The organism is Ferrimonas pelagia (genome assembly GCF_039543565.1).
Classification (GTDB): Bacteria; Pseudomonadota; Gammaproteobacteria; order Enterobacterales; family Shewanellaceae; genus Ferrimonas; species Ferrimonas pelagia.
Genome location: NZ_BAABJZ010000080.1, coordinates 1 through 21,373, shown reverse-complemented (window position 1 = coordinate 21,373; position 21,373 = coordinate 1). Strand labels below are relative to the sequence as shown.

Genomic DNA, 21,373 nt, shown 5'->3' with positions numbered 1-21,373 from the left:
GGTGGCCGCGACGGGAAGGTGTCGCGGCCTGCGCCCCGGTTCAGCGAGGCTTAACGCTCTTGCAGAGCGGTCACGGTGCGTGGCTCAGGACCGGTGTAATCCGCGCTGGGGCGGATAATGCGGTTGTTGGCACGCTGCTCGAAGACGTGTGCGGCCCAGCCGGTGAGGCGGGAGCAGACGAAGATCGGCGTGAACAACTTGGTCGGAATGCCCATGTAGTGATAGGTCGAGGCGTGGAAGAAGTCGGCGTTACAGAACAGCTTCTTCTCTTCCCACATCAGCGTCTCACACGCCACGGAGACCTTGTACAAACGGTCGTCGCCGTATTCGGCGGCCAGCTTCTCGGACCAGCCCTTGATCACCACGTTACGCGGATCGGACTCGCGGTAGATGGCGTGGCCGAAGCCCATGATCTTGTCTTTGTTGGCCAGTTTCTGCTTCAGGGTCGCGACCGCATCGGCTTCGTCCTTCATGTCCTGAATAAGCTCCATCGCCGCTTCGTTGGCGCCGCCATGCAGCGGGCCCCGCAGGGAGCCGATGGCGCCGGTGACGCAGGAGTGCAGATCACTCAGGGTGGAGGCACAGACCCGGGCGGTGAAGGTGGAGGCGTTAAACTCATGCTCGGCGTAGAGAATGAGGGAGACGTCCATCACCTTGGCGTGCAGCTCGGACGGCGCCTTGTCGTGCAGCAGGTGGAGAAAGTGGGCGCCGATCTGTTCATCTTCGGTTTCGGTGTGAATGCGCACGCCGTCGTGGCTGTAGCGATACCAGTAACAGATGATGGAGGGGAAAGCGGCCAGCAGGCGATCGGTTTTTTCACCCTGCTCGGCGAAATCCGCTTCGGTTTCCAGGTTGCCCAGCATGGAGCAACCGGTGCGCATCACATCCATCGGATGGGCGTCGGCGGGGATCTGCTCCAGCACGGTCTTCAGCGCCTGGGGCAGGCCGCGCATGCTCTTGAGTTTGGTGCGATAGGCAATCAGTTGCGCCTCATTGGGCAGTTCGCCCTTGAGCAGCAGGTAGGCCACTTCCTCGAAGGTCACCTTCTCCGCCAGCTCGGCGACGTCGTAGCCGCGATAGGTCAGGCCGGAGCCGGATTTGCCGACGGTACACAGGGCGGTTTCACCGGCGCTTTGACCCCGTAGGCCGGCGCCACCAATAGGCTTAGTCATCAGATCTTCCTTATCCAAAGTTAATGCGATTTAGTTTTTGCTTTGGGCAAACAGGGTGTCCAGCTTGTCTTCATAGCTGTGGTAGTTGAGGAAGTCATACAGCTCCTTACGGGTCTGCATGTTGTCCACTTGGGCGCGCTGATGACCGTCGGTCATCATCGCTTGATACACCTTCAATGCAGCGGCGTTGGCGGCGCGGAAGGCACCCAGCGGGTACAGCACCATGTCGGCACCGGCCTCAAACAGCGCTTCCTTATCGAACAGCTCGGTCTTGCCGAATTCGGTCATGTTGGCCAGGATCGGCGCGTTGACTTTGGCCTTGAACTGACGGTAGTGATCCAGCTCGGTCAGGGCTTCGGCGAAGATCATATCGGCCCCGGCTTCCAGATAGGCCTGTGAGCGCTCGATGCCGGACTCAATGCCTTCACCGGCCACCGCATCGGTGCGGGCCATGATCACGAAGCTCTCATCGGTGCGGGCGTCGACGGCGGCCTTGATCCGATCGCACATCTCCTCAATCGACACCACGGCCTTATTGGGGCGGTGACCACAGCGTTTCTGCGCCACCTGATCTTCCATGTGCACCGCAGCCACACCGGCTTTTTCCATCTCCTTGATGGTGCGGGCGATGTTAAAGGCGCCGCCCCAACCGGTATCGATGTCCACCAGCAGCGGCACGTCGGTGGCCGAGGTGATGCGACCGGCGTCGATCAGCACGTCATTCAATGAGGTCATGCCCAGATCGGGCAGGCCGTAGGAGGCGTTCGCGACGCCCGCTCCGGACAGATAGAGGGCGCGGTGGCCGACGCGTTCGGCCATCAAGGCAAAGTAGGCGTTGACGGTACCGACAATTTGCAGCGGCTGGCTTTCGGCCAGCGCGGTGCGGAAACGTTGACCTGCGGTTGTGTGACTCATCCTGAATACTCCTCCATTTTTTGCCGAAGCACCCGCTGGGTATGGCGGGCTCCGGCTTCGATATGACGCCGCATCAGCAAGGCGGCCAGTTCACCGTCGCCATTTTGGATGGCGGCGAGGATCTGGCGGTGTTGGGCCAACGCCTCAAGGGGGCGGCGACCGCTGCTGCACTGATAGCGATACATCTGTAACTGGTGATAAAGATCGCCGGTGAGGGTGGCGATCAGGGTTTGGTTGTTGCTGGCTTGAATAATGCCGAAGTGGAAGTCGATGTCGCCCTGAAACTCGGTGATGGGCTGCTGCGAGAACACCGCTTGTTGGCGATCGAGCAGTTGATGCAGGGCGTCGAGCTGGTCCGGCTTGATCTGGACGGCGGCCAGACGGCAGGCCATCGCTTCCAACTCGGCGCGAACTTGATAGAGATCCGCCAGCTTGGCTTCGGTTAAACTCACCACCCGGGCGCCGACATGGGGAATGCGCTCGACCAACTTGCGCTGCTCTAAGCGTTGCAGGGCTTCACGCAGCGGGCCGCGGCTGATCCCGAAACGGGCTGCGATGGCCTGTTCATTGATCTTGCTGCCGGGCTCCAGCTCGCCGCCGATAATGGCGTGCTGCAGCTGGATCAGCGTGCGGTCGGCGAGGGTGGCTTGCTTGGCTTCCATGGGATGGTTTACACCAATTGGTTAATGATCGAACATTTGCTGAATAATGTGCGCGCCATCACACCCATTGTCAACAAAATGTTAACGCAAACGTTGGTCGTAAAAACTCGCAAGTTGCGCTGAAACTGCCGGCTGGTGGGTTTTTGATGGTATTTTAGGAAACTTGATTCAGATCAAAAAAGAGGTAATTTTGACCGATTGTCGACAATACAAGCGTGTTCGCGTCCTCGTCAGTGCCTGCTTACTGGGGGATCCCGTGCGCTATGATGGGGCAACAAAGGGGCTGGCGGATCACCGGATCGGACTATGGCAGCAGCGCGGTTGGCTGCTAGGGAGCTGTCCCGAAGTGTCCGGTGGCTTGTCGGTGCCCCGGCCCCCGGCAGAGCTGCGCCAGGGTAAGGTGATCACGGCGGCGGGAGAGGACGTCAGTCTGGCGTTTTACCGGGGCGCAGAAACGGCGCTGGCGCTGGTGCAACGCTACGACTTGAAATTTGCCCTGCTTAAGGCCAACAGCCCCAGCTGTGGCAACGAACGTGTCTACAACGGTCGTTTCGAGGGCAAACTGGTGACCGGCGAAGGCGTGACCGCGTCCTTGCTGCGCCAGCACGGCGTGCAGGTATTTAATGAAAATCAGCTGGATGAGTTAGAGCAGGTGCTGGCGGCCGAGGGATAGGGGCCAAGGTGCCTGCAAAGGCACAAAGCCAGATCAGCCGGCTTGTGAGAAGCGCGCTCTAGGTACGTGCTTCTCGCGCCGAGAGCTGAGCGCTAAGCGATCCGAACAGGGTCGGCGAGTTTGTCGTACACCGGCGCAGGATGGGATTGCTCGGCCAAGATGGCGGCGATGGTGTCATCCTTCTCGCGCCACAGGCCGTTGAGCCACTGCTGAAACTCAACCCGAAACGCCTTATCCGAGTCGTAATTGCCCTGGGGCACCTCACGGATGGGCAGGGTGCGCACCGCCACTTCGATGCTGCTGAGTTGGCCGGATAGGACACCGTACATGATGTTCTGTGGTGCATCCGGGTAGACGATGGTGACGTCCAGCAGTTGGTCAAACTGGCTGCCGAGGGTATTGAGCGCAAAGGCGATGCCGCCAGCTTTGGGTTTCATCAGGTAGCGATAAGGGCTGCGTTGGCGTTGGTGCTTGGCCAGGGTCAGGCGCGAGCCTTCGACGAAGTTGATGACGCAGGTGGGCAGATCCTTGAATTTCTCGCAGCTGCGGCGGGTGGTTTCGATGTCTTTGCCTTTGAGCTTGGGGTTGTTGACGATCTGGCTCTTGGTAAAGCGGCGCATAAAGGGCATGTCCAGCGCCCAGCAGGCCAGACCCATCACAGGAACGTAGAGCAGTTGCTGTTTCATGAAGAACTTAAGCATGGGGACCTGATCGCGCAGCACGGCGGTCACCACAAAGATATCGGCCCAACTGAGGTGATTGGCCAGCACCAGATACCAGCCTTGGCGATCCAACTGGGCTTGCTCCAAGCCGCGCACGTTCCAGCGAGTGCCTGTGGTGAGTTGCAGGATCCAGCGATTGAGTGCCACCCAGCCCGACATACAAGCGTTGCAGGCTGCGCTGAGCTTGAGGCGGACTTTCCGGAAGGGGAGCAGTGCCTTAAACAGGGCCAGGATCAGGATCAGGCAGCCCCAGAACAGAATATTCAGGCTGGCCAGCAGGCCATTGATAACGGCCTTCAGCGGCTTGGGCACAAATGACATGTTATTGAGGTCTCACTAAATCTCAGGTGTCTGTTTTACGGTGAAGCGATCCTAGCTGCGCAAGCTTACCCGCTTTATGGTGCCAGATCTGGTTTAACCAGCTCTGATAGGCGGTTTTGCCATCACGATCCTGATAATTGAGCTGATTGACCGCTTCGAGACAATGTTGCTCGACGTGCAGTTCAACCCGATCGACCCGACCGCACAGGAAGTCCCAGAATGAGGGGATCCCGCCGGGGTAGTAGATGGTGACGTCCAACAGGGTGTTCAGCTTGCCGTCCATGGCGTCCAATGACAGGGCTACCCCACCCACCTTGGGCTTAAGTAGTTGTTTATATGGGCTTTTTTGCCGCTGTTGCTTGTCGATGGTAAAGCGCGTGCCCTCGACGAAATTCATCACGCTGACTGGCTTATTGTGGAATTTGGCGCAGGCCTTACGAGTGGTTTCCTGATCTTTGCCCTTGAGGTGTGGGTGTTTCTTCAAGAAGCTTTTGCTGTAGCGGCGCATAAAGGGAAAATCCAGCGCCCACCAAGCAAGGCCCAGGAACGGCACGTAGATCAGCTCCCACTTCAGAAAGAACTTGAGGAAGGGGATCTTGCGATTGAACAGATGCTGCAGCATCAGGATATCGACCCAAGACTGGTGATTTGCGACCACCAGATACCATTGTTGAGCGCTCAGTTGTGGCAATGAATGGGTGATCATCTTGGTCCGACTGAACAGCCGTTGGTTGGCATTGTTGATGCTGATCCACCAGGTGGCGATGGTATCGATCAACACAGTGCAGCCGTGTTGGAGTGGGGCAAACGGGAGCAGCTTGACCAATCCCAACAGCATGACCAGTGGCGTCCACAGCAGGGTATTGATCAGATAGCCACTGAACGACAGGGCGCCTCGCAACCTCGATAGCATGAAAGTTCCTTTTTCTAGAGTGATGGCTCAATAGGGTAATCAGCCCTTTGGGGTGGTGGCAAGTTCGGGGTGAACATGACTTGGGATCCCGCCGGGCAGGCGCTTGGGGGAGGCAGGCGGGTTAAAAGGTCCAGCCCAGCGCCAGGACCATGCGCGAATCGCTGAACCCATCGTGACCGGTGCGGCTGTTCTGTTGGTAGCCTGCCCGGATCAGGCCGCCGTGATCGGAGCGCCATTGCCAGCCGCCGCCAAAGGTTAAGGCCAGGCCGTCCTCTTCCCGGTGCCAATACCAGTGGTTACCGGCTTGCAGGTAGAGAGTGTGCGCGCCCCGCAGGCCCAGCCGGCGCTCCAACAGCAGCGGCAATTCGCGCAGCGCGCCGCTGTCCAATTCGCCAGTAAAGTAGCCGGTGATCAGGGACCAATGGCGATGCAGCTGGTAGTGGTATTGCAGGCCGGTGATCGCCCCTTGATGTGCCAGAGCAACATCGTCATTGCTTTGCCAGCTGGCGCCGCCGCTGAGCAGCAATCTGTGCTCCTGTGCCTGCAGCGGCAAGGTGCAGGCGAATAGAAGTAACGCGCGGATAAACAAGGGGAACTCCGTTGATGAGCGGGTCTTAAACAGGGCGACCCGCCGTGCGCCAAGCTTAACCTGAGCGGGCCAGTTGGGCCAGCAGTCGATCCATCGCTCGATAGCCAAGTGCCTCTGCGATATGGGCTTTTTCGACCGTGTCGCCGGCGGCCAGATCGGCGATGGTGCGACCGACCCGCAGGATCCGATGGTAGGCCCGCACGGACAGATCCAGCTTGGTCACAGCCTGCTCGGTAAAGGCCAGAATGGGCTGAGGGATCCCGATCTGCGGCGTGAGCTGATGACCGCCCAGCTGCTGATTGAGGCAGCCTTGGCGCTGCAGGGCGCGCTGACGTGCGGCCTCTATCTGCTGACGCGCTTGAGCACTGCTGGGGCCCGTGGGCGTGGTGCGATCGGGTGTCTGACTCAGGCTACCCGGGGGCAGTCTGGGCACGTCGATGCTCAGATCAAACCGATCCAGCAATGGGCCGGACAAACGGGACAGATAGCGCCGGATCTGATCTGGCGTGTCTCGGCTGCGCGCGCCGATCTCGCCACTGGGGCTGGGGTTCATGGCGGCGATCAACTGAAAGTTGGCGGGGAAACGCAGCTTGGCGTTGGCGCGGGAGATCACCACTTGGCCGCTCTCCAGCGGCTCGCGCAGGTTATCCAGCACCGAGCGGGGAAACTCCGAAAGCTCATCGAGAAACAGCACGCCATGATGGGCCAGGCTGATCTCACCGGGCTTGGGGATGGAGCCGCCCCCGACCAGTGACGCGGCGGAGCTGGAGTGATGGGGCGCGCGAAAGCTGCGCTGCACCAGCTCGCTGGCCTCGCGCTGCATGCCAGCGACCGAGTGGATGGCGGCGACCTCCAGTGCCTGACTGAGGCTCAGCGGTGGCAGCAGATCGGCCAGTCGGCTGGCGAGCATGGTTTTACCGGTTCCCGGCGGGCCAACAAACAGCAGATGGTGGCCACCGCTGGCGGCGATGATCAGCGCCCGTTTGGCGTGATCCTGGCCGATGATCTGGCTGAGATCGCGACTCGGTGGTGGCTCCAGCGGCGCGGCGGGAGGGGCAGGCTCAGTCAGGGCCATTTGACCGTGCAGGGCGGCGGTTAACGCCGCCAGATCCGCCGCCATGGCGATCTCGGCGCCGGGCACCAGCTGGGCATCGGCCTCATTGGCTTGGGGGATAAACAGCCGGTGGTCGCAGCCCTTGCCCGCCACCAGCGCGGGCAACAGTCCGCTGACGGGACGCAACTCGCCAGCCAGGCCTAACTCACCATAAAATTCGCGTTTATGCAGGGATGTTGGCGGTATCTGTCCGGAAGCGGCGAGGATCCCCAGGGCAATGGGCAGATCAAAGCGGCCGCCTTGCTTGGGCAGATCCGCCGGCGCGAGATTGACGGTGATCCGTCGCTGCGGAAACTCAAACCCGGCGGTCTGCAGCGCGGCCCGCACCCGCTCGCGGGACTCGCGCACCGAGGCTTCGGGTAAGCCAACCACAGTGAAGCTGGGCAGGCCACCGCCTAAGTGGGTTTCGACGGTGACTTGAGGGGCGTCGATCCCCAGTTGACCTCGGCTTAAGATCCGCGATACCGCCATTGGCACTCCATTGCTGGGAAAGAACGATCGGATCAGCGTGCCGTAGGCGGGCGATCCTTGCGAGGCGGATTGAGTGACTGGGTTCGCTTCAGGGGCGGGAGCGTGTTGGCTCGGGGCAAACTGACGTGATAAGCCTCACTGTTCAGACCAGCTTGTGAACCGCCTGTCGGCATTGGTTATACACATTTAGTTACATTTGGGTTTTCCTACAACTGCAAATAAAACTTTGCAGACAAAAAAGCGCTGTGTTACTCCTAATAACGCTTGAACGATAAGCACCCTATTTTTGTTCGTTGTTAGCCCAATTGGTGTCGAGGTTCCAACATGACCCGCTTTGCTGAATCGCTAGTGCTCGTCCTGATTACCGTGGTGATGATTATCACCGGCGGGGGTCGGACTGTGGCACGGAGCAAAGCGAACAGCTAGCAACGAAACACACAGACAGCCCCCCGCACCAAACCGGTTCGGGGGGTTTTTTGTTTTTAAAGGATCGAAGGAGTGAGCGGGAATGATCAGTGGGGCAGAGGCCGTAGTACGGGCGATGGCGGATCACGGGGTTGAGACCCTGTTTGGTTATCCGGGGGGTGCCATTATGCCGGTCTATGATGCGCTGTATGACAGCCCGGTTGAGCACTTGCTGTGCCGCCATGAGCAGGGGGCCGGGTTTGCTGCGGTCGGTTTTGCCCGTGCCTCTGGCCGCGTCGGGGTGTGTTTGGCCACCTCCGGCCCTGGCGCGACCAACCTGATCACCGCCCTGGCAGATGCCATGATGGACTCGGTGCCTGTAGTGGCCATCACCGGCCAGGTGCCGCGTGCCGCCATGGGGACCGATGCGTTTCAGGAGATTGATCTGCTCGGTATGTCGCTGTCCTGCACCAAGCACAGTTTTTTGGTCACCGATCCGGCCGAGCTGTGCGACACCCTGCATCGGGCGTTTGCTCTGGCCGCCGAAGGCCGCCCGGGTCCGGTGTTGGTGGATATCCCCAAAGACGTCCAACTGGCGCAACTGGATTACGTCCCGCCGTTTCGCGCTGTTGCCGAGGCCGCCAATGACACCTTCGAGTTGGAGCGGGCCCACGCCCTATTGCGGGCGGCGAAGAAGCCGCTGCTCTACGCCGGCGGCGGGGTGGGCATGGCCGATGCGGTGTCCCAGTTGCGTGAATTTATCCAGATCACCGGCATGCCGTCGGTCACCACGCTGAAGGGGATCGGCTCGGTCGCCCCGGGTACGCCGGGCCATCTGGGCATGTTGGGCATGCACGGCACCAAGGCCGCTAACCTGGCGGTGCAGCAGTGCGATCTGTTGGTGGTGGTTGGGGCGCGGTTTGATGATCGGGTCACCGGCAAGCTGGATACGTTTGCCCCTCACGCCAAGGTGATCCACCTGGATATCGATCCCGCCGAGATCGACAAGCTGCGCGTGGCGATGCTGTCCTATTGCGGTGATCTGCGTCGAGTCCTGCCCGAGATGGCGATCCCTTTGCATGTTGAGTCGTGGCGCGAGCAGTGCGATGCCAGCGCGCAGCAGACGGCGCCGAGCTATGAGCATGCTGGCCCGTTGATCTACGCCCCTGCCTTGCTTAATCAGCTGTCGCAACGCTTGCCGGAGCGCGCCATCGTATCCTGCGATGTGGGCCAACATCAGATGTGGGTGGCGCAGCATATGACGTTTGCTTCGCCTGCCGATCACCTGTCCAGTGCCGGATTGGGCACCATGGGCTTTGGCCTGCCCGTGGCCATCGGCGCGCAGATCGCTCGGCCGGAGCATATGTCGGTGCTGGTGTCCGGCGACGGCTCTTTCATGATGAACGTGCAGGAGCTGACCACCATCAAGCGGGCCCGCTTGCCGGTGAAGATCGTCATTTTGGACAACCAGCGCTTGGGCATGGTCAAGCAGTGGCAGGAGCTGTTTTTCGAGCAGCGCTACAGCGAAACCAATCTGTCTGATAACCCCGATTTTGTCACCATGGCGTCCGCCTTCGACATTCCTGGCCGCCAGATCTGGCGCAAGGATCAGATCCAGGACGCGATGCAGGAGATGTTGAGCTCGGAGGGGCCCTACCTGCTCCACGTGTCGATCTCCGAGCAGGAAAACGTTTGGCCTCTGGTCCCGCCGGGCGCCGCCAATGATCAAATGATGGAGCCGCAAGCATGACTCAGCACACCCTGTTTATCGAAATGAACCCAACCGCCGACGTGTTGGAGCGGATCCTGCGGATCACCCGTCATCGTGGTTTTACCGTGGCGAATATGCAGATGTCCTGCGCCTCGGCCATGCAGGTCACCGTCACCAGCGAGCGCCCTATCGCTCTGCTGACCCGGCAGTTGGATAAGCTGTATGACGTGCAGCAGTGTCGATTGGCTCCGGCGCTGGAACGTGCCGTGGCGGCGCGGGCGTAACCCAAGGACAAGAGGGGCAGGACGATGAAGCAAGCTCAATACCTCTGGTTTGACGGTGAGATGGTGCCTTTTATGGAGGCCAAGGTGCATGTGCTCAGTCATGCGCTGCATTACGGCTCCTCGGTGTTTGAGGGGATCCGCGCCTACCAGACCCACAGGGGCACGGCGGTGTTCCGTTTGGAGGAACACATCCAGCGGCTGTTCGATTCCGCCAAGATCTACCGCATGCCGATCCCGTTCAGCCAAGACACGCTCAAGCAGGCGTGCCGCGATGCAATAAGCGTCAACGGCCTGAGCTCGGCCTACATTCGACCATTGGCGTTTTACGGCCATGTCGGTGTCGGCATCAATGTGCCGCCGGGTAGTCAGGCCCAGGTGATGATCGCGGCGTTTCCCTGGGAGGCGTATCTGGGGGCCGAAGCGCTGGAGCAGGGGATCGATGCCTGTGTGTCGAGTTGGCACCGGATGGCGGCCAATACCGTGCCGACCGGGGCCAAGGCGGGGGGGAACTATCTGTCGTCTCAGTTGATCGGCGGGGAAGCCCGGCGCCACGGCTATGCCGAGGGGATCGCGCTGGATGTGCATGGTCAGATCTCGGAAGGCGCCGGTGAGAATTTGTTCATCGTCAAAAACAATGTGTTGATAACCCCGCCAGCGACTGCGGCCATCTTGCCGGGGATCACCCGTGATAGCATCCTGACACTGGCCCGTGATGCCGGCTTCGCGGTGCAGGAAGCGTCGTTAGCGCGGGAGGCCCTGTATCTGGCCGACGAAGTATTCATGACCGGCACGGCCGCGGAGATCGTACCGGTCCGCTCGGTGGATGGGATCGTCGTCGGCAACGGCCGTCGCGGTCCCGTGACCGCCGCACTGCAACAGGCGTTCTTTGGCCTGTTTGATGGCACCACCCAAGATAAGTGGGGCTGGCTGGATGTGATCAGCCCCGAACGTGACTTAAGTTTTCAAGCCCACACTCAGGCTCGTGTGTTGTAAGGATCTGACATGCCAAAGTACCGCTCTGCTACCTCCACCTCCGGCCGCAATATGGCTGGCGCCCGCGCCCTGTGGCGTGCCACTGGCATGACCGACGGCGATTTCGGCAAGCCCATCATCGCCATTGCCAACTCCTACACCCAGTTTGTGCCGGGCCATGTCCATCTCAAAGACATGGGCGATCTGGTGGCGGGGGCCATCGCTGAGGCGGGCGGCGTGTCCAAGGAGTTCAACACCATTGCGGTGGACGATGGGATCGCCATGGGCCACGGCGGCATGCTTTACTCCTTGCCGAGCCGTGAGCTGATCGCCGATTCGGTCGAGTATATGGTCAACGCCCACTGCGCCGACGCGCTGGTGTGTATCTCCAACTGCGACAAGATCACCCCGGGCATGCTGATGGCCGCCTTGCGCCTCAATATTCCGGTGATCTTCGTCTCCGGCGGGCCGATGGAGGCGGGCAAGACCAAGCTGTCGGATCAGCTGATCAAGCTCGATCTGGTGGACGCCATGGTGCAGGGCGCCGATCCCACCGTATCGGACGAGCAGGTCGAGCAGGTCGAGCGCAGTGCGTGCCCAACCTGCGGCTCCTGCTCCGGCATGTTCACCGCCAACTCGATGAACTGCCTGACCGAAGCGTTGGGCCTGTCGTTGCCGGGCAATGGCTCCATGTTAGCGACCCACGCCGATCGGGAGCAATTGTTCTTGGAGGCGGGTCAGCGCATCGTCGATCTGACCCGTCGCTATTATCAGGACGAGGACGAGAGCGCGTTGCCGCGCAGCATTGCCAACCGTCAGGCGTTCCAGAACGCCATGTCGTTGGACATCGCCATGGGCGGCTCTACCAACACCATTTTGCACCTGCTGGCGGCGGCCCAGGAAGCGGAAGTGGACTTCACCATGGCGGACATCGATGCGCTGTCGCGCGAGGTGCCGAACTTGTGCAAGGTGGCCCCGGCCACGCCGAAATACCATATGGAAGATGTGCACCGCGCCGGTGGCGTGATGGCGCTACTGGGCCAGCTGGCTAAAGGCGGCCTGGTGCACACCGATGTGCCCCACGTTGCCGGTGAGTCACTGGGTGAGGTGTTGTCGCGCTGGGATATCAGTGCCAGTGAGCAGGCGCACGAATTCTTCCGCGCCGGCCCGGCGGGCATTCGCACCACCAAGGCGTTCTCGCAGGATTGCCGCTGGGACAGTCTGGATCTGGATCGTCAGGACGGTTGTATCCGCGATATCGCGCATGCCTACAGCACCGACGGCGGCCTGGCGGTGCTCTCCGGCAACCTGGCACCGGACGGCTGTGTGGTGAAAACCGCCGGGGTGCCGGACAACTGCCTGACTTTCCGTGGCCCGGCGCGGGTTTTCGATGCGCAGGATGCGGCGGTTGAGGGCATTCTCGGCGGCGCAGTGAAAGCCGGTGACGTGGTGGTGATCCGCTATGAAGGGCCCAAGGGCGGGCCGGGCATGCAGGAGATGTTGTACCCCACCACCTACCTCAAATCCATGGGGCTGGGTCAGGCTTGTGCCTTGATCACCGATGGCCGCTTCTCCGGCGGTACCTCGGGCCTGTCGATCGGCCACGTGTCGCCGGAAGCGGCGTCCGGTGGCGACATCGCGCTGATCGAAAATGGCGACATCATCGACATCGATATCCCGGGTCGTAGCATTCGGTTTGAAATGGACGCCGAGACGCTGGCGGCCCGTAAGGCCCAATGCAGCTACAAGCCGGTGCGTGAGCGCTCGGTGTCGCTGGCGCTGAAGGCCTACGCCCACCTGGCCACCAGCGCCGATAAAGGGGCGGTGCGCAATAAGGCGCTGTTGGAGGAGTGAGTATGGGTTCTGATCTCAAGCCGGCTGACACAGCGGCGCCGTCCGAGTCGGGGTTGATCCAACAGACTTTGCGTCAGATCTTGCTGGCGCCGGTCTATGACGTGGCTAAGCAGACCGAGCTGTCCGGCCTGAAAAAACTGTCGGCCCGGCTTGGCGTGAACGTCTGGCTCAAGCGGGAAGATCAGCAGCCGGTGCATTCGTTCAAGCTGCGCGGCGCGTACAACAAGATCCACAGCCTGACGCCGGCGCAGCGCAGCGCCGGTGTGGTGGCGGCGTCGGCGGGCAACCACGCCCAAGGCGTCGCATTGTCGGCGACTCGGGCGGGGATCCGCTCGGTGATCGTGATGCCGACCACCACGCCGGAGATCAAGGTCAGCGCGGTGCGCGGCCATGGCGGCGAGGTGGTGCTGCACGGCACCAGCTTCGACGAGGCCTATGCCGAGGCGATGCGGCTGTCGGAGCAGGACGGCTTGACCCTGGTGGCGCCGTTTGACGATGCCGCGGTGATCGCCGGTCAGGGCACCGTCGGGCAGGAACTGCTGCAGCAAAAGCGCGATCTGGATGTGGTGTTTGTGCCGGTCGGTGGCGGCGGCTTGATCGCCGGCGTGGCGGCGTATCTGAAAGCGTTGGCGCCACACATCAAGGTGGTTGGGGTGGAGCCGGTGGATTCCGCCTGCCTGCAAGCGGCGCTGGCGGCCGGGGAGCCGGTGGATCTGGCTCGGGTCGGCTTGTTTGCCGACGGGGTGGCGGTGAAGCGGATCGGCAAGGCCTGCTTTGATCTGGCCCGCTTGTGCGTCGATGAAGTGATCACCGTCTCGTCCGATGAGATCTGCGCGGCGGTGCAGGATATCTATGAAGACACCCGGGCGATCGCCGAGCCCGCCGGTGCCTTGTCGCTGGCGGGATTGAAGCGCTATTGCCAGCGTGAGTCGGTGGCGGAGCAGACCCAGATGGCGGCCATCCTGTCCGGCGCCAACATCAATTTCCATACCCTGCGCTACGTCTCCGAACGCTGCGAGTTGGGGGAGGGCAAAGAAGCGGTGTTGGCGGTGACCATCCCGGAGCGGCAGGGGGCATTTTTGCAGTTCTGTCGCATTCTGGGCCAGCGTCAGATCACCGAGTTTAACTACCGGCTCAGCGGCCGCGACCGGGCCAATGTGTTTGTCGGCATTCGTTTGAAGAGCCACGATGAGTTGGCCCAGATCAGCGCGGCGTTAACGGCGCAGGGCTACGCTCATCAGGATCTGTCTTGCGATGAAACCGCCAAGCTGCACGTGCGCTATATGGTCGGCGGCGTGCCGCCGGAGCCGTTGGCGGAGCGTTTGTATCAGTTGGTGTTCCCGGAGCGGCCCGGCGCGCTGGAGCAGTTTTTGACTGAGCTGGGGGATCGCTGGAACATCTCGCTGTTCCACTACCGCAACCATGGCGCCGCCAGTGGCCGCGTTTTGTTGGGGATGGAGGTGACGGCGCAGGAGCGGCCCGAGCTGGCGCAGCGCTTAGCGGCGTTGGATATGGACTATCGCGATGTGACCGACAGCCCGGCTTACCGCTTTTTCCTGCGGGGCTAGGGGGCGCTCAGCACCGGTTGGCGGCGCTGGAGGTGGCAGAGCGGCTTAAAGCGTTCGCGACGCGGATGGCGAGCATGGCCAGCGAGGTTTGATGGCCATGCTCGCCGTTGAGCCTGCGCCGTTCAAAGTCCCCCTTTGGTGTCGTCGGGTAAGGCACTGCACCGATTGAGGGCGCAGTTCCCGCCTTTCCCTCTCGACACTGGCCCGAGCTCGCCGCTAAGTTAGGCTTTCCGCTTTCTTTAAAACAAGATCAACGACTAAGCCGATATGAAAAAACTGCTTCCCTTACTGCTGATCCCTGCGCTGAGCGCCTGTCAGCCCACCTTGGATACCCCCTTACCCGCCAGCGATCTGAATGTCGATCAGTGCTTTACCCTCAGCACCCGCCTCGGCGAGATCTTGCTGGCGGTCGACACCACCCAGACGCCAGAAACCGGCGCCAACTTTATCCGTTACGCCGACGAAGGCTATTACGACGGCACCCTGTTCCACCGGGTGATCGACGGCTTTATGGTGCAAGCTGGCGGCTTCAGCAGCGGTCTGGAGCGCAAAGAGACCCACGCCCCTATCGTTAACGAAGGGCAAGCGCAGCTGCACAATGTTCGCGGGACCCTCGCCATGGCGCGCACCAACCATCCTGACTCCGCCACCGCCCAGTTCTTTATTAATTCAGTGGATAATCAGAGCCTGAATACCTTCGGTAGCCGAGCGGGATACGCCGTGTTTGGCCAAGTGCTCGCCGGCATGGCGGTGGTGGATGCGATCTCCAGCGTCGACACGCATCGCCAGGGCATGCATGGCGATGTGCCGGTTGAGGAGATCGCCATCGACGCCCTGCGTCCCACCCGCTGCCCGAAGATCTGATCCCACCTTCCTGCCTGTCCGAGGCTGCGCGCGTGCGCCAAGCCTCGGACAACCCATAGAGGCCTTGGCCTCTATTTTTTTGTCTGTTTGTTCGGCGCTATGGCCGCGGCGGGTAAGTCGGATTCGAAAATACATTTTTTCTTGCCTGAAAAAACCGAAGGATGGTGATCCGGTTCAGGTTTCTCACAGCATTAACATGATTTACTGATGGTGGTGAATATCACAAATTAATCTTAACAATTCAGATGGGTGGGGCGACAGAGTTCGCAACATGATCTGGATGGATCACGAAGGAATGGGACGTCTCGGATGTTGAAACGCAGTATGTGGGTGGTTGGGGGTCTTTTGCTTCTGTTGGCAGGGTTGGCGGGGCTGAAGTTCCAGCAGATCAGCGCGGCAATGGATAGTTTGGCCAGCTTTGCGCCCCCGCCAGCCACGGTATCGGCTCAGAGTGCCGAGCGGGTCAATTGGCGGCCTCAGATCGCCGCAGTGGGTACGCTGACCGCCAAGTCTGGCACCGCCCTGTCCACTGAGGTGGCGGGGATCATCACTACCATCGGTTTTAAAAGCGGCCAGGTGGTGAGCCAGGGAGAGTTGCTGCTGCAGCTGGATGATCGGGTCGAGCAGGCCAATCTCCAGAGTCTGCAGGCTCAGGTGGAGTTGGCGCAGATCAAACACGATCGCAACAAGATGCTGTTTGAACGCAGCAATATCTCCGAAATTGAATTTGATGAGTCCAGCGCTAACCTGAAAGTGGCGCAAGCCTCGGTGGCTCAGACGCTGGCCGGCATCGCCAAGAAGCAGCTGCGAGCGCCCTTTGCCGGCACCTTAGGTATTCGTCAGGTGGATCCGGGTCAGTACCTCAAGGCGGGCGATCCCATCGTGACCCTGCAGGATATCTCCCGCTTGTACGCGGATTTTTCGGTGCCGGAGCAATATCTGCCCCAACTGTATGTGGGACAGGAGGTGCTGTTTCGAAACAACGCCTACCCGGGTACGGATTTTCACGGCAAGGTGATCGCGCTGGAAGCCAAGGTGGATGAAGCCACCCGTAATCTGGCGATCCGGGCAGAAGTGCCCAATGGCGACGGTCGATTGCACCCGGGCATGTATGCCGAGATCCAGTTGTTGATGCGTAATGCGATACAACCTGTGGTGGTGTCGTCCACGGCGATCACCTATAGCCCGTTTGGCGATGCGGTGTTTGTCTTGCGCGAAGACGACAGCGGGCAGCTGCGGGCCTATCGCCAGTACGTCAAGCTGGGTGAGCAGCGCGGTGATCTCGTCGCCATCTTGTCGGGGATCGAGGCGGGCGATCGCGTGGTCGATGCCGGTGCGATGAAGCTAGAGCATGAGGCGACGGTGCAGTTGGCACCGACCATTCAGTTGTAGGGCGGGCGTTATGTTTACCGATATCTTTATTCGCCGCCCGGTACTGGCGGTGGTGCTCAACATCTTGCTGTTGGTGTTTGGGGTGCGCGCGCTGCTGGATCTGCAGGTACGGCAATATCCGGACATGGAGATCGGCCAGATCAACGTGACCACCAGCTACCCTGGGGCCAATGCGGAGCTGGTGCAAGGCTTTGTCACCACGCCGATCCAGGAGGCGGTCGCCTCGACCGAGGGGATCGACTACATCAAGGCCACCTCCCGAGCGGGCTTGAGCCAGCTGGAGGTGTATCTGCAGCTGGGCTATGACGCCAACGCGGCAATGGCGGAGATGTTGACCAAGCTGAACAAGGTGCAGGGCCAACTGCCCTCCGACATCAATGATCCCATCATCGCCAAGGCCACCGCCGGCGGCGGTGCAATCATATATCTGGCGTACGTCAACCCGGATATGAGCGGCGTGCAGATCACCGACTATTTGCGACGGGTGGTACAACCCAAGTTGACCGAAGCGGAGGGTGTGGCGGAGGCGGAGATCATGGGCGAGCAGCAGTTTGCCATGCGGATCTGGCTGGATCCGGTGCGGATGCGCGCCAATGGCATTAGTACTGATGAGATCAATCAGGCGCTGGCGGCCAACAACTTCCAATCCGCCGCCGGTGAGGTGCGTGACAGCCTGACTGTGACCTCAGTACGGGCGTCCACCTCGCTGCAGGATGAGCAGGCGTTCGCCAATATCACGGTGAAGAGCGATGGCTTGCGGGTGGTGCGTTTGGGTGATGTGGCGCGCATTGAGCTTGGGGCGCAGTCCGATAAGGTCCGGGTGATCTACACCGGTCAGCAGGCGATCTACATCGGCATCAAGACGACGCCGGATGCGAACCCGCTGGATGTGTCCAAGTCGGTGCGCGATATATTGCCGGAGATCGAGCGGGATCTGCCGCCGGGCATGAATCAAATTGTGGCGCACGACTCCACCGAGTACATCGAGGAGTCGATCAGCGAGGTGGTGACCACTCTGGTCGAGGCGGTGGTGATCGTGATTTTGGTGGTGTTCCTGTTCCTCGGCTCGCTGCGCTCGGTGCTCATTCCCATCGTCACTGTGCCCCTCTCCCTGCTGGGAGTCTGCCTGTTTATGCTGGGGCTGGGGTTCTCGCTCAACCTGCTGACCCTACTGGCGATGGTGATGGCCATCTCCTTGGTGGTGGATGACGCCATTGTGGTGGTGGAGAACGTCCACCGCCACTTGGAAGAGGGTCTGTCGCCGGTGCGAGCAGCAGTGGTGGGCGCACGGGAGATCGCCATGCCGGTGATCGCCATGACCATTACCCTGGCGGCAGTGTACGCACCGATCGGCTTTATGGGGGGGCTGACCGGAACGCTGTTTACTGAATTCGCCTTTACCTTGGCGGGGGCAGTGTTGATCTCCGGCTTCATCGCCCTGACCCTGTCGCCGATGATGTGTTCCAAGCTGCTCAATAAGCAGGCGTTGGAGGGCAATTTTGTGCTCTGGTTGGAGCATCATTTTGGTCGACTCAAGGACGGATACCAGGCGATCTTGGTGCATGTGGTGCGGGACTACCGCGCACCGATCATGGCCGCCGCGGTGCTGTTGATGGTAGCTATTGCCGCCATGTTTATGCTGACCCGATCAGAGTTGGCGCCGAACGAGGATCAGGGCTTTATCTTCAACATTGCCACCGGGCCCGATAACGCTGGAGTGAACTACAGCTTTGAATACGCCAAGCAGTTTCAGGCCATGGTCGAGACCCTGCCAGAATACGAGCAGACCTTTATGTTTGCTGGTTATCCGGCGGAAAATCAATTTATGTCCGGCCTTGTTTTGAAGCCTTGGAGTGAGCGTGAGCGGACCCAGATGGAGGTACAGCCGCAGTTGCAGGCGATGGTGAAATCCATCGCCGGCATGGATGTGTTTTCGGTCAACCCGCCGGCTCTGCCGGGTTCGCCGTCCGGCTTGCCGGTGGCCTTCGTGGTGACCTCCACCGCGGATCACGCCAGCTTGTATGAAGTGGCGGATCAGTTGACCCAGAAAGCGCGCGACTCCGGTTTGTTTTTGGTGGTGAACAACACCCTGAAGATGAACAAACCGCAGGTGCACCTGCAGATCGATCGGGAAAAAGCCGGTCAGCTGGGGGTTTCCATGCAGGCGATTGGATCCGTGTTGGCGACGCAACTGGGAGAGTTTCGTACCAACTACTTTGATATCCAGGGGCGCAGCTATGAGGTGATCGCCCAGGCGGATGCCAGTTTCCGCATGAGTCGGGATAAGATCGCCGAGTTGTATGTGCGCACCGGCTCAGGCGCGCAGGTGCCGTTGTCGACCTTGGTGACGGTGTCGGAGGAGGTGATCCCTAATGCACTGACCCAGTTCCAGCAGCTCAACTCGGCCACCATCGAGGCGATGCCGATGCCGGGGGCAACCACGGTCGCGGATGCCCACGCCTTTATGCGCGATGCCCTGGCGGAGATCGCCCCCTCGGGCTTTGCCTATGACTATGCCGGTCAAAGCCGTCAGTTTGAACAGGAGGGCACGGCGCTGTATGTCACCTTTGTGCTGGCGTTGGTGGTTATCTTCTTGGTGTTGGCGGCGCAGTTCGAAAGCTGGCGCGATCCCATGGTGGTGCTGATCACCGTGCCGCTGTCGATCTTCGGTGCCATGATCCCGCTGTTTTTGGGGGTGGCGACCCTCAATATCTACACCCAGGTGGGACTCATTACCCTGGTGGGCCTGATCTCCAAACACGGCATTTTGATTGTTGAATTTGCCAATCAGCTGCAAAGGCAGGGGCGCAGTCGGGCCGAAGCGGTGATCGAATCCGCCGCGTTGCGTCTGCGGCCGATCTTGATGACTACTGCCGCTATGGTGTTGGGCGTCATGCCGCTGGTACTTGCGGACGGCGCCGGTGCGGTGTCGCGCTTTAACATCGGCTTGGTGATCACCGTGGGTCTGTCGGTGGGCACCCTGTTTACCCTGTTTGTGGTGCCGGTGATGTACAGCTTGTTTGCCAAAACCGTTGATAATGCGGAGGAGGCCCAGATCCTGGAAGCGACCACGGCGTGAAGTCAAAGGCTGGTGGTGTCTTCTCCGACTGCTTTGTCAGGGGGAGACTTCCACTTTGCCCGGTCGTCCGGTTGAACCCAAAGTGGAAGTCAAATTTTGGCAGTCACCAACCGGAATCAGCGACTGCCGTGATGCAAACTTCAAACAAGGAAAGTATCTGCATCGGCTGCAGGTTGCCGGATTTAAATGACACTTTCCGAACAAAAACATTATATAAACAAGCATTTATGCATTGTTCTGATTGCAGCACAATGAATGGCGCTACAGGGCTGATTGGGTCTGGGTTAAGAGCATTATTTCCGAGATCAGTGTTTCTCATTGTCTATTCTTCTTTTCAGTCTCAACTTTATGATTTGTGATATCTTTTTTGCAGTCACTGTCACCTTTATCTGCCTAGGAGCTGTTATGACCCTCGCCCCCTTTAATCCCACGCCGCGTACCCTGATGGGCCCCGGTCCTTCCGATGTGCATCCGCAAGTCTTGCAGGCGCTGGGTAAGCCGACTATCGGCCACCTGGATCCGCAGTTTGTCGCCATGATGGATGAGGTCAAGGCGTTGATCCAATACGCCTTCCAGACCGAGAACCCGTTCACCATCGCCGTTTCTGCGCCGGGCAGTGCGGGCATGGAGACCTGTTTCGTCAATTTGGTGGAGCCGGGTGAGAAGGTGATCGTCTGCCGCAACGGCGTGTTTGGCGAGCGGATGCGCCAGAACGTGGTCCGTGTCGGTGGCGAGGCCGTGATGGTGGATGACGAATGGGGCACGCCGGTGTCGGTCGATAAGGTGGCGCAGGCACTGGCCGATCACCCGGACGCCAAGTTTCTCGCCTTTGTCCATGCGGAAACCAGTACCGGTGCCCTGTCCGATGCCAAGGCGCTGTGTGCGCTGGCGCAGCAGCATGAGGTACTGTCTATTGTCGATGCGGTGACCTCGCTGGGCGGCAATGAGCTGCGGGTCGACGAGTGGGGGATCGACGCCATCTACTCCGGCAGCCAGAAGTGCCTGTCCTGTGTGCCGGGCCTGTCGCCGGTGTCCTTCTCAGCCAAGGCGGTGGCCAAGCTGGAAGCGCGCACCACGCCGGTACCCAGCTGGTTCCTCGACCAGACTCTGGTGATGGGGTACTGGGGAGGCGGCAAGCGCAGCTACCACCATACTGCGCCAGTAAACAGCCTGTATGCCTTGCATGAGTCGCTGCGTCTGCTGCAGCAGGAAGGACTGGAAAACGCCTGGGCACGGCATCGTGCGATGCACGAGAAGCTCAAGGCTGGCTTGGAAAAACTGGGCCTGAGCTTTGTCGTTGACGAGGCTTCTCGTTTGCCACAGCTGAATGCTGTGTACATCCCTGAGGGGGCTGATGACGGCGCGGTACGCAGCGCTCTGTTGGAACGCTTTAACCTGGAGATCGGGGCCGGTCTGGGCGATCTGGCCGGTAAGGCCTGGCGTATTGGCCTGATGGGTTATGCGGCGCGGGAAGAGAATGTGGTGCTGTGTCTGGCGGCGCTGGATGAGGTGCTCAACTGATCAAGCTGCGCGAATCAATGAAAGCCCCTGCCATTCGGCAGGGGCTTTTTGTTGGGTGTGCCAGGCATGGCACGCAGTGCCTTGACGGGCACTGTTCCGGTTCGCGTGGTGGCGATCGGATGACTTGGTGGTGAAAGTCCACTGCTGGCCCGGTAAGGGGAACAGCTAGCT

At 60.5% G+C, this 21,373-nt stretch carries 17 protein-coding genes; 10 read left to right on the top strand and 7 right to left on the bottom strand.

Annotated elements, in window-relative coordinates; genetic code table 11:
• Window positions 1–50 precede the first annotated feature (50 nt).
• The 3 genes from prpC to ABEA08_RS12220 are packed head-to-tail and all read right to left on the bottom strand — an operon-like array spanning window position 51 to window position 2,749.
• Window positions 51–1,172, bottom strand: a complete 1,122-nt coding sequence (gene prpC, locus ABEA08_RS12230) for a bifunctional 2-methylcitrate synthase/citrate synthase (RefSeq protein ID WP_345335604.1) — start codon at window positions 1,170–1,172, stop codon at window positions 51–53.
• Between the two features lie 30 nt (window positions 1,173–1,202).
• Entirely contained in the window at window positions 1,203–2,087 is an 885-nt protein-coding gene (gene prpB / locus ABEA08_RS12225; RefSeq protein WP_345335603.1) for a methylisocitrate lyase, read from the bottom strand.
• Window positions 2,084–2,749 (bottom strand): GntR family transcriptional regulator, encoded by a 666-nt coding sequence (locus ABEA08_RS12220; protein WP_345335602.1) that lies wholly within the window; start codon window positions 2,747–2,749, stop codon window positions 2,084–2,086. The genes prpB and ABEA08_RS12220 overlap by 4 nt, the downstream gene beginning before the upstream one ends.
• Before the next feature lie 190 nt (window positions 2,750–2,939).
• Here ABEA08_RS12220 and ABEA08_RS12215 point away from each other — a divergent pair, with 190 nt between their 5' ends.
• Window positions 2,940–3,422, top strand: a complete 483-nt coding sequence (locus ABEA08_RS12215; RefSeq protein ID WP_345335601.1) for a 2-thiouracil desulfurase family protein — start codon at window positions 2,940–2,942, stop codon at window positions 3,420–3,422.
• Window positions 3,423–3,514: 92 nt separating this feature from the next.
• Here ABEA08_RS12215 and ABEA08_RS12210 read toward each other — a convergent pair whose 3' ends face one another.
• The 4 genes from ABEA08_RS12210 to ABEA08_RS12195 form a co-directional block, all read right to left on the bottom strand.
• A complete protein-coding gene (locus ABEA08_RS12210) occupies window positions 3,515–4,465 on the bottom strand; it encodes a 1-acylglycerol-3-phosphate O-acyltransferase, YihG family (protein ID WP_345335600.1) in 951 nt (316 codons plus the stop codon).
• A gap of 22 nt (window positions 4,466–4,487) precedes the next feature.
• Window positions 4,488–5,378, bottom strand: a complete 891-nt coding sequence (locus ABEA08_RS12205) for a 1-acylglycerol-3-phosphate O-acyltransferase, YihG family (RefSeq protein WP_345335599.1) — start codon at window positions 5,376–5,378, stop codon at window positions 4,488–4,490.
• A gap of 121 nt (window positions 5,379–5,499) precedes the next feature.
• Window positions 5,500–6,075 (bottom strand): hypothetical protein, encoded by a 576-nt coding sequence (locus tag ABEA08_RS12200; RefSeq protein WP_345335598.1) that lies wholly within the window; start codon window positions 6,073–6,075, stop codon window positions 5,500–5,502.
• Window positions 6,023–7,552: a YifB family Mg chelatase-like AAA ATPase gene (locus ABEA08_RS12195; protein ID WP_345335597.1), complete on the bottom strand. Its 1,530-nt coding sequence runs from the start codon at window positions 7,550–7,552 to the stop codon at window positions 6,023–6,025. The genes ABEA08_RS12200 and ABEA08_RS12195 overlap by 53 nt, the downstream gene beginning before the upstream one ends.
• A gap of 508 nt (window positions 7,553–8,060) precedes the next feature.
• Between ABEA08_RS12195 and ilvG the strand changes: the two genes are divergently transcribed.
• The 9 genes from ilvG (at window position 8,061) to ABEA08_RS12150 (ending at window position 21,202) form a co-directional block, all read left to right on the top strand.
• The gene (gene ilvG, locus ABEA08_RS12190) at window positions 8,061–9,707 is read left to right on the top strand and encodes an acetolactate synthase 2 catalytic subunit (RefSeq protein WP_345335596.1); all 1,647 of its coding nucleotides are present in this window, start codon (window positions 8,061–8,063) and stop codon (window positions 9,705–9,707) included.
• On the top strand, window positions 9,704–9,952 hold the full coding sequence (gene ilvM, locus ABEA08_RS12185; RefSeq protein WP_345335595.1) for an acetolactate synthase 2 small subunit: 249 nt from the start codon (window positions 9,704–9,706) through the stop codon (window positions 9,950–9,952). Before ilvG ends, ilvM begins: the two co-directional genes overlap by 4 nt.
• 24 nt (window positions 9,953–9,976) lie before the next feature.
• The gene (locus tag ABEA08_RS12180; protein ID WP_345335594.1) at window positions 9,977–10,945 is read left to right on the top strand and encodes a branched-chain amino acid transaminase; all 969 of its coding nucleotides are present in this window, start codon (window positions 9,977–9,979) and stop codon (window positions 10,943–10,945) included.
• Window positions 10,946–10,954: 9 nt separating this feature from the next.
• Window positions 10,955–12,778 (top strand): dihydroxy-acid dehydratase, encoded by a 1,824-nt coding sequence (gene ilvD / locus ABEA08_RS12175; RefSeq protein WP_345335593.1) that lies wholly within the window; start codon window positions 10,955–10,957, stop codon window positions 12,776–12,778.
• A 2-nt stretch (window positions 12,779–12,780) separates the two neighbouring features.
• On the top strand, window positions 12,781–14,346 hold the full coding sequence (gene ilvA, locus ABEA08_RS12170; protein ID WP_345335592.1) for a threonine ammonia-lyase, biosynthetic: 1,566 nt from the start codon (window positions 12,781–12,783) through the stop codon (window positions 14,344–14,346).
• Window positions 14,347–14,613: 267 nt separating this feature from the next.
• The gene (locus ABEA08_RS12165) at window positions 14,614–15,210 is read left to right on the top strand and encodes a peptidylprolyl isomerase (protein ID WP_345335591.1); all 597 of its coding nucleotides are present in this window, start codon (window positions 14,614–14,616) and stop codon (window positions 15,208–15,210) included.
• A gap of 309 nt (window positions 15,211–15,519) precedes the next feature.
• On the top strand, window positions 15,520–16,602 hold the full coding sequence (locus tag ABEA08_RS12160) for an efflux RND transporter periplasmic adaptor subunit (protein ID WP_345335590.1): 1,083 nt from the start codon (window positions 15,520–15,522) through the stop codon (window positions 16,600–16,602).
• A gap of 10 nt (window positions 16,603–16,612) precedes the next feature.
• Complete coding sequence (locus ABEA08_RS12155) at window positions 16,613–19,681, top strand: efflux RND transporter permease subunit (RefSeq protein WP_345335589.1); 3,069 nt, start codon at window positions 16,613–16,615, stop codon at window positions 19,679–19,681.
• A 405-nt stretch (window positions 19,682–20,086) separates the two neighbouring features.
• Window positions 20,087–21,202, top strand: a complete 1,116-nt coding sequence (locus tag ABEA08_RS12150) for a pyridoxal-phosphate-dependent aminotransferase family protein (protein WP_345335588.1) — start codon at window positions 20,087–20,089, stop codon at window positions 21,200–21,202.
• Window positions 21,203–21,373: the final 171 nt, after the last annotated feature.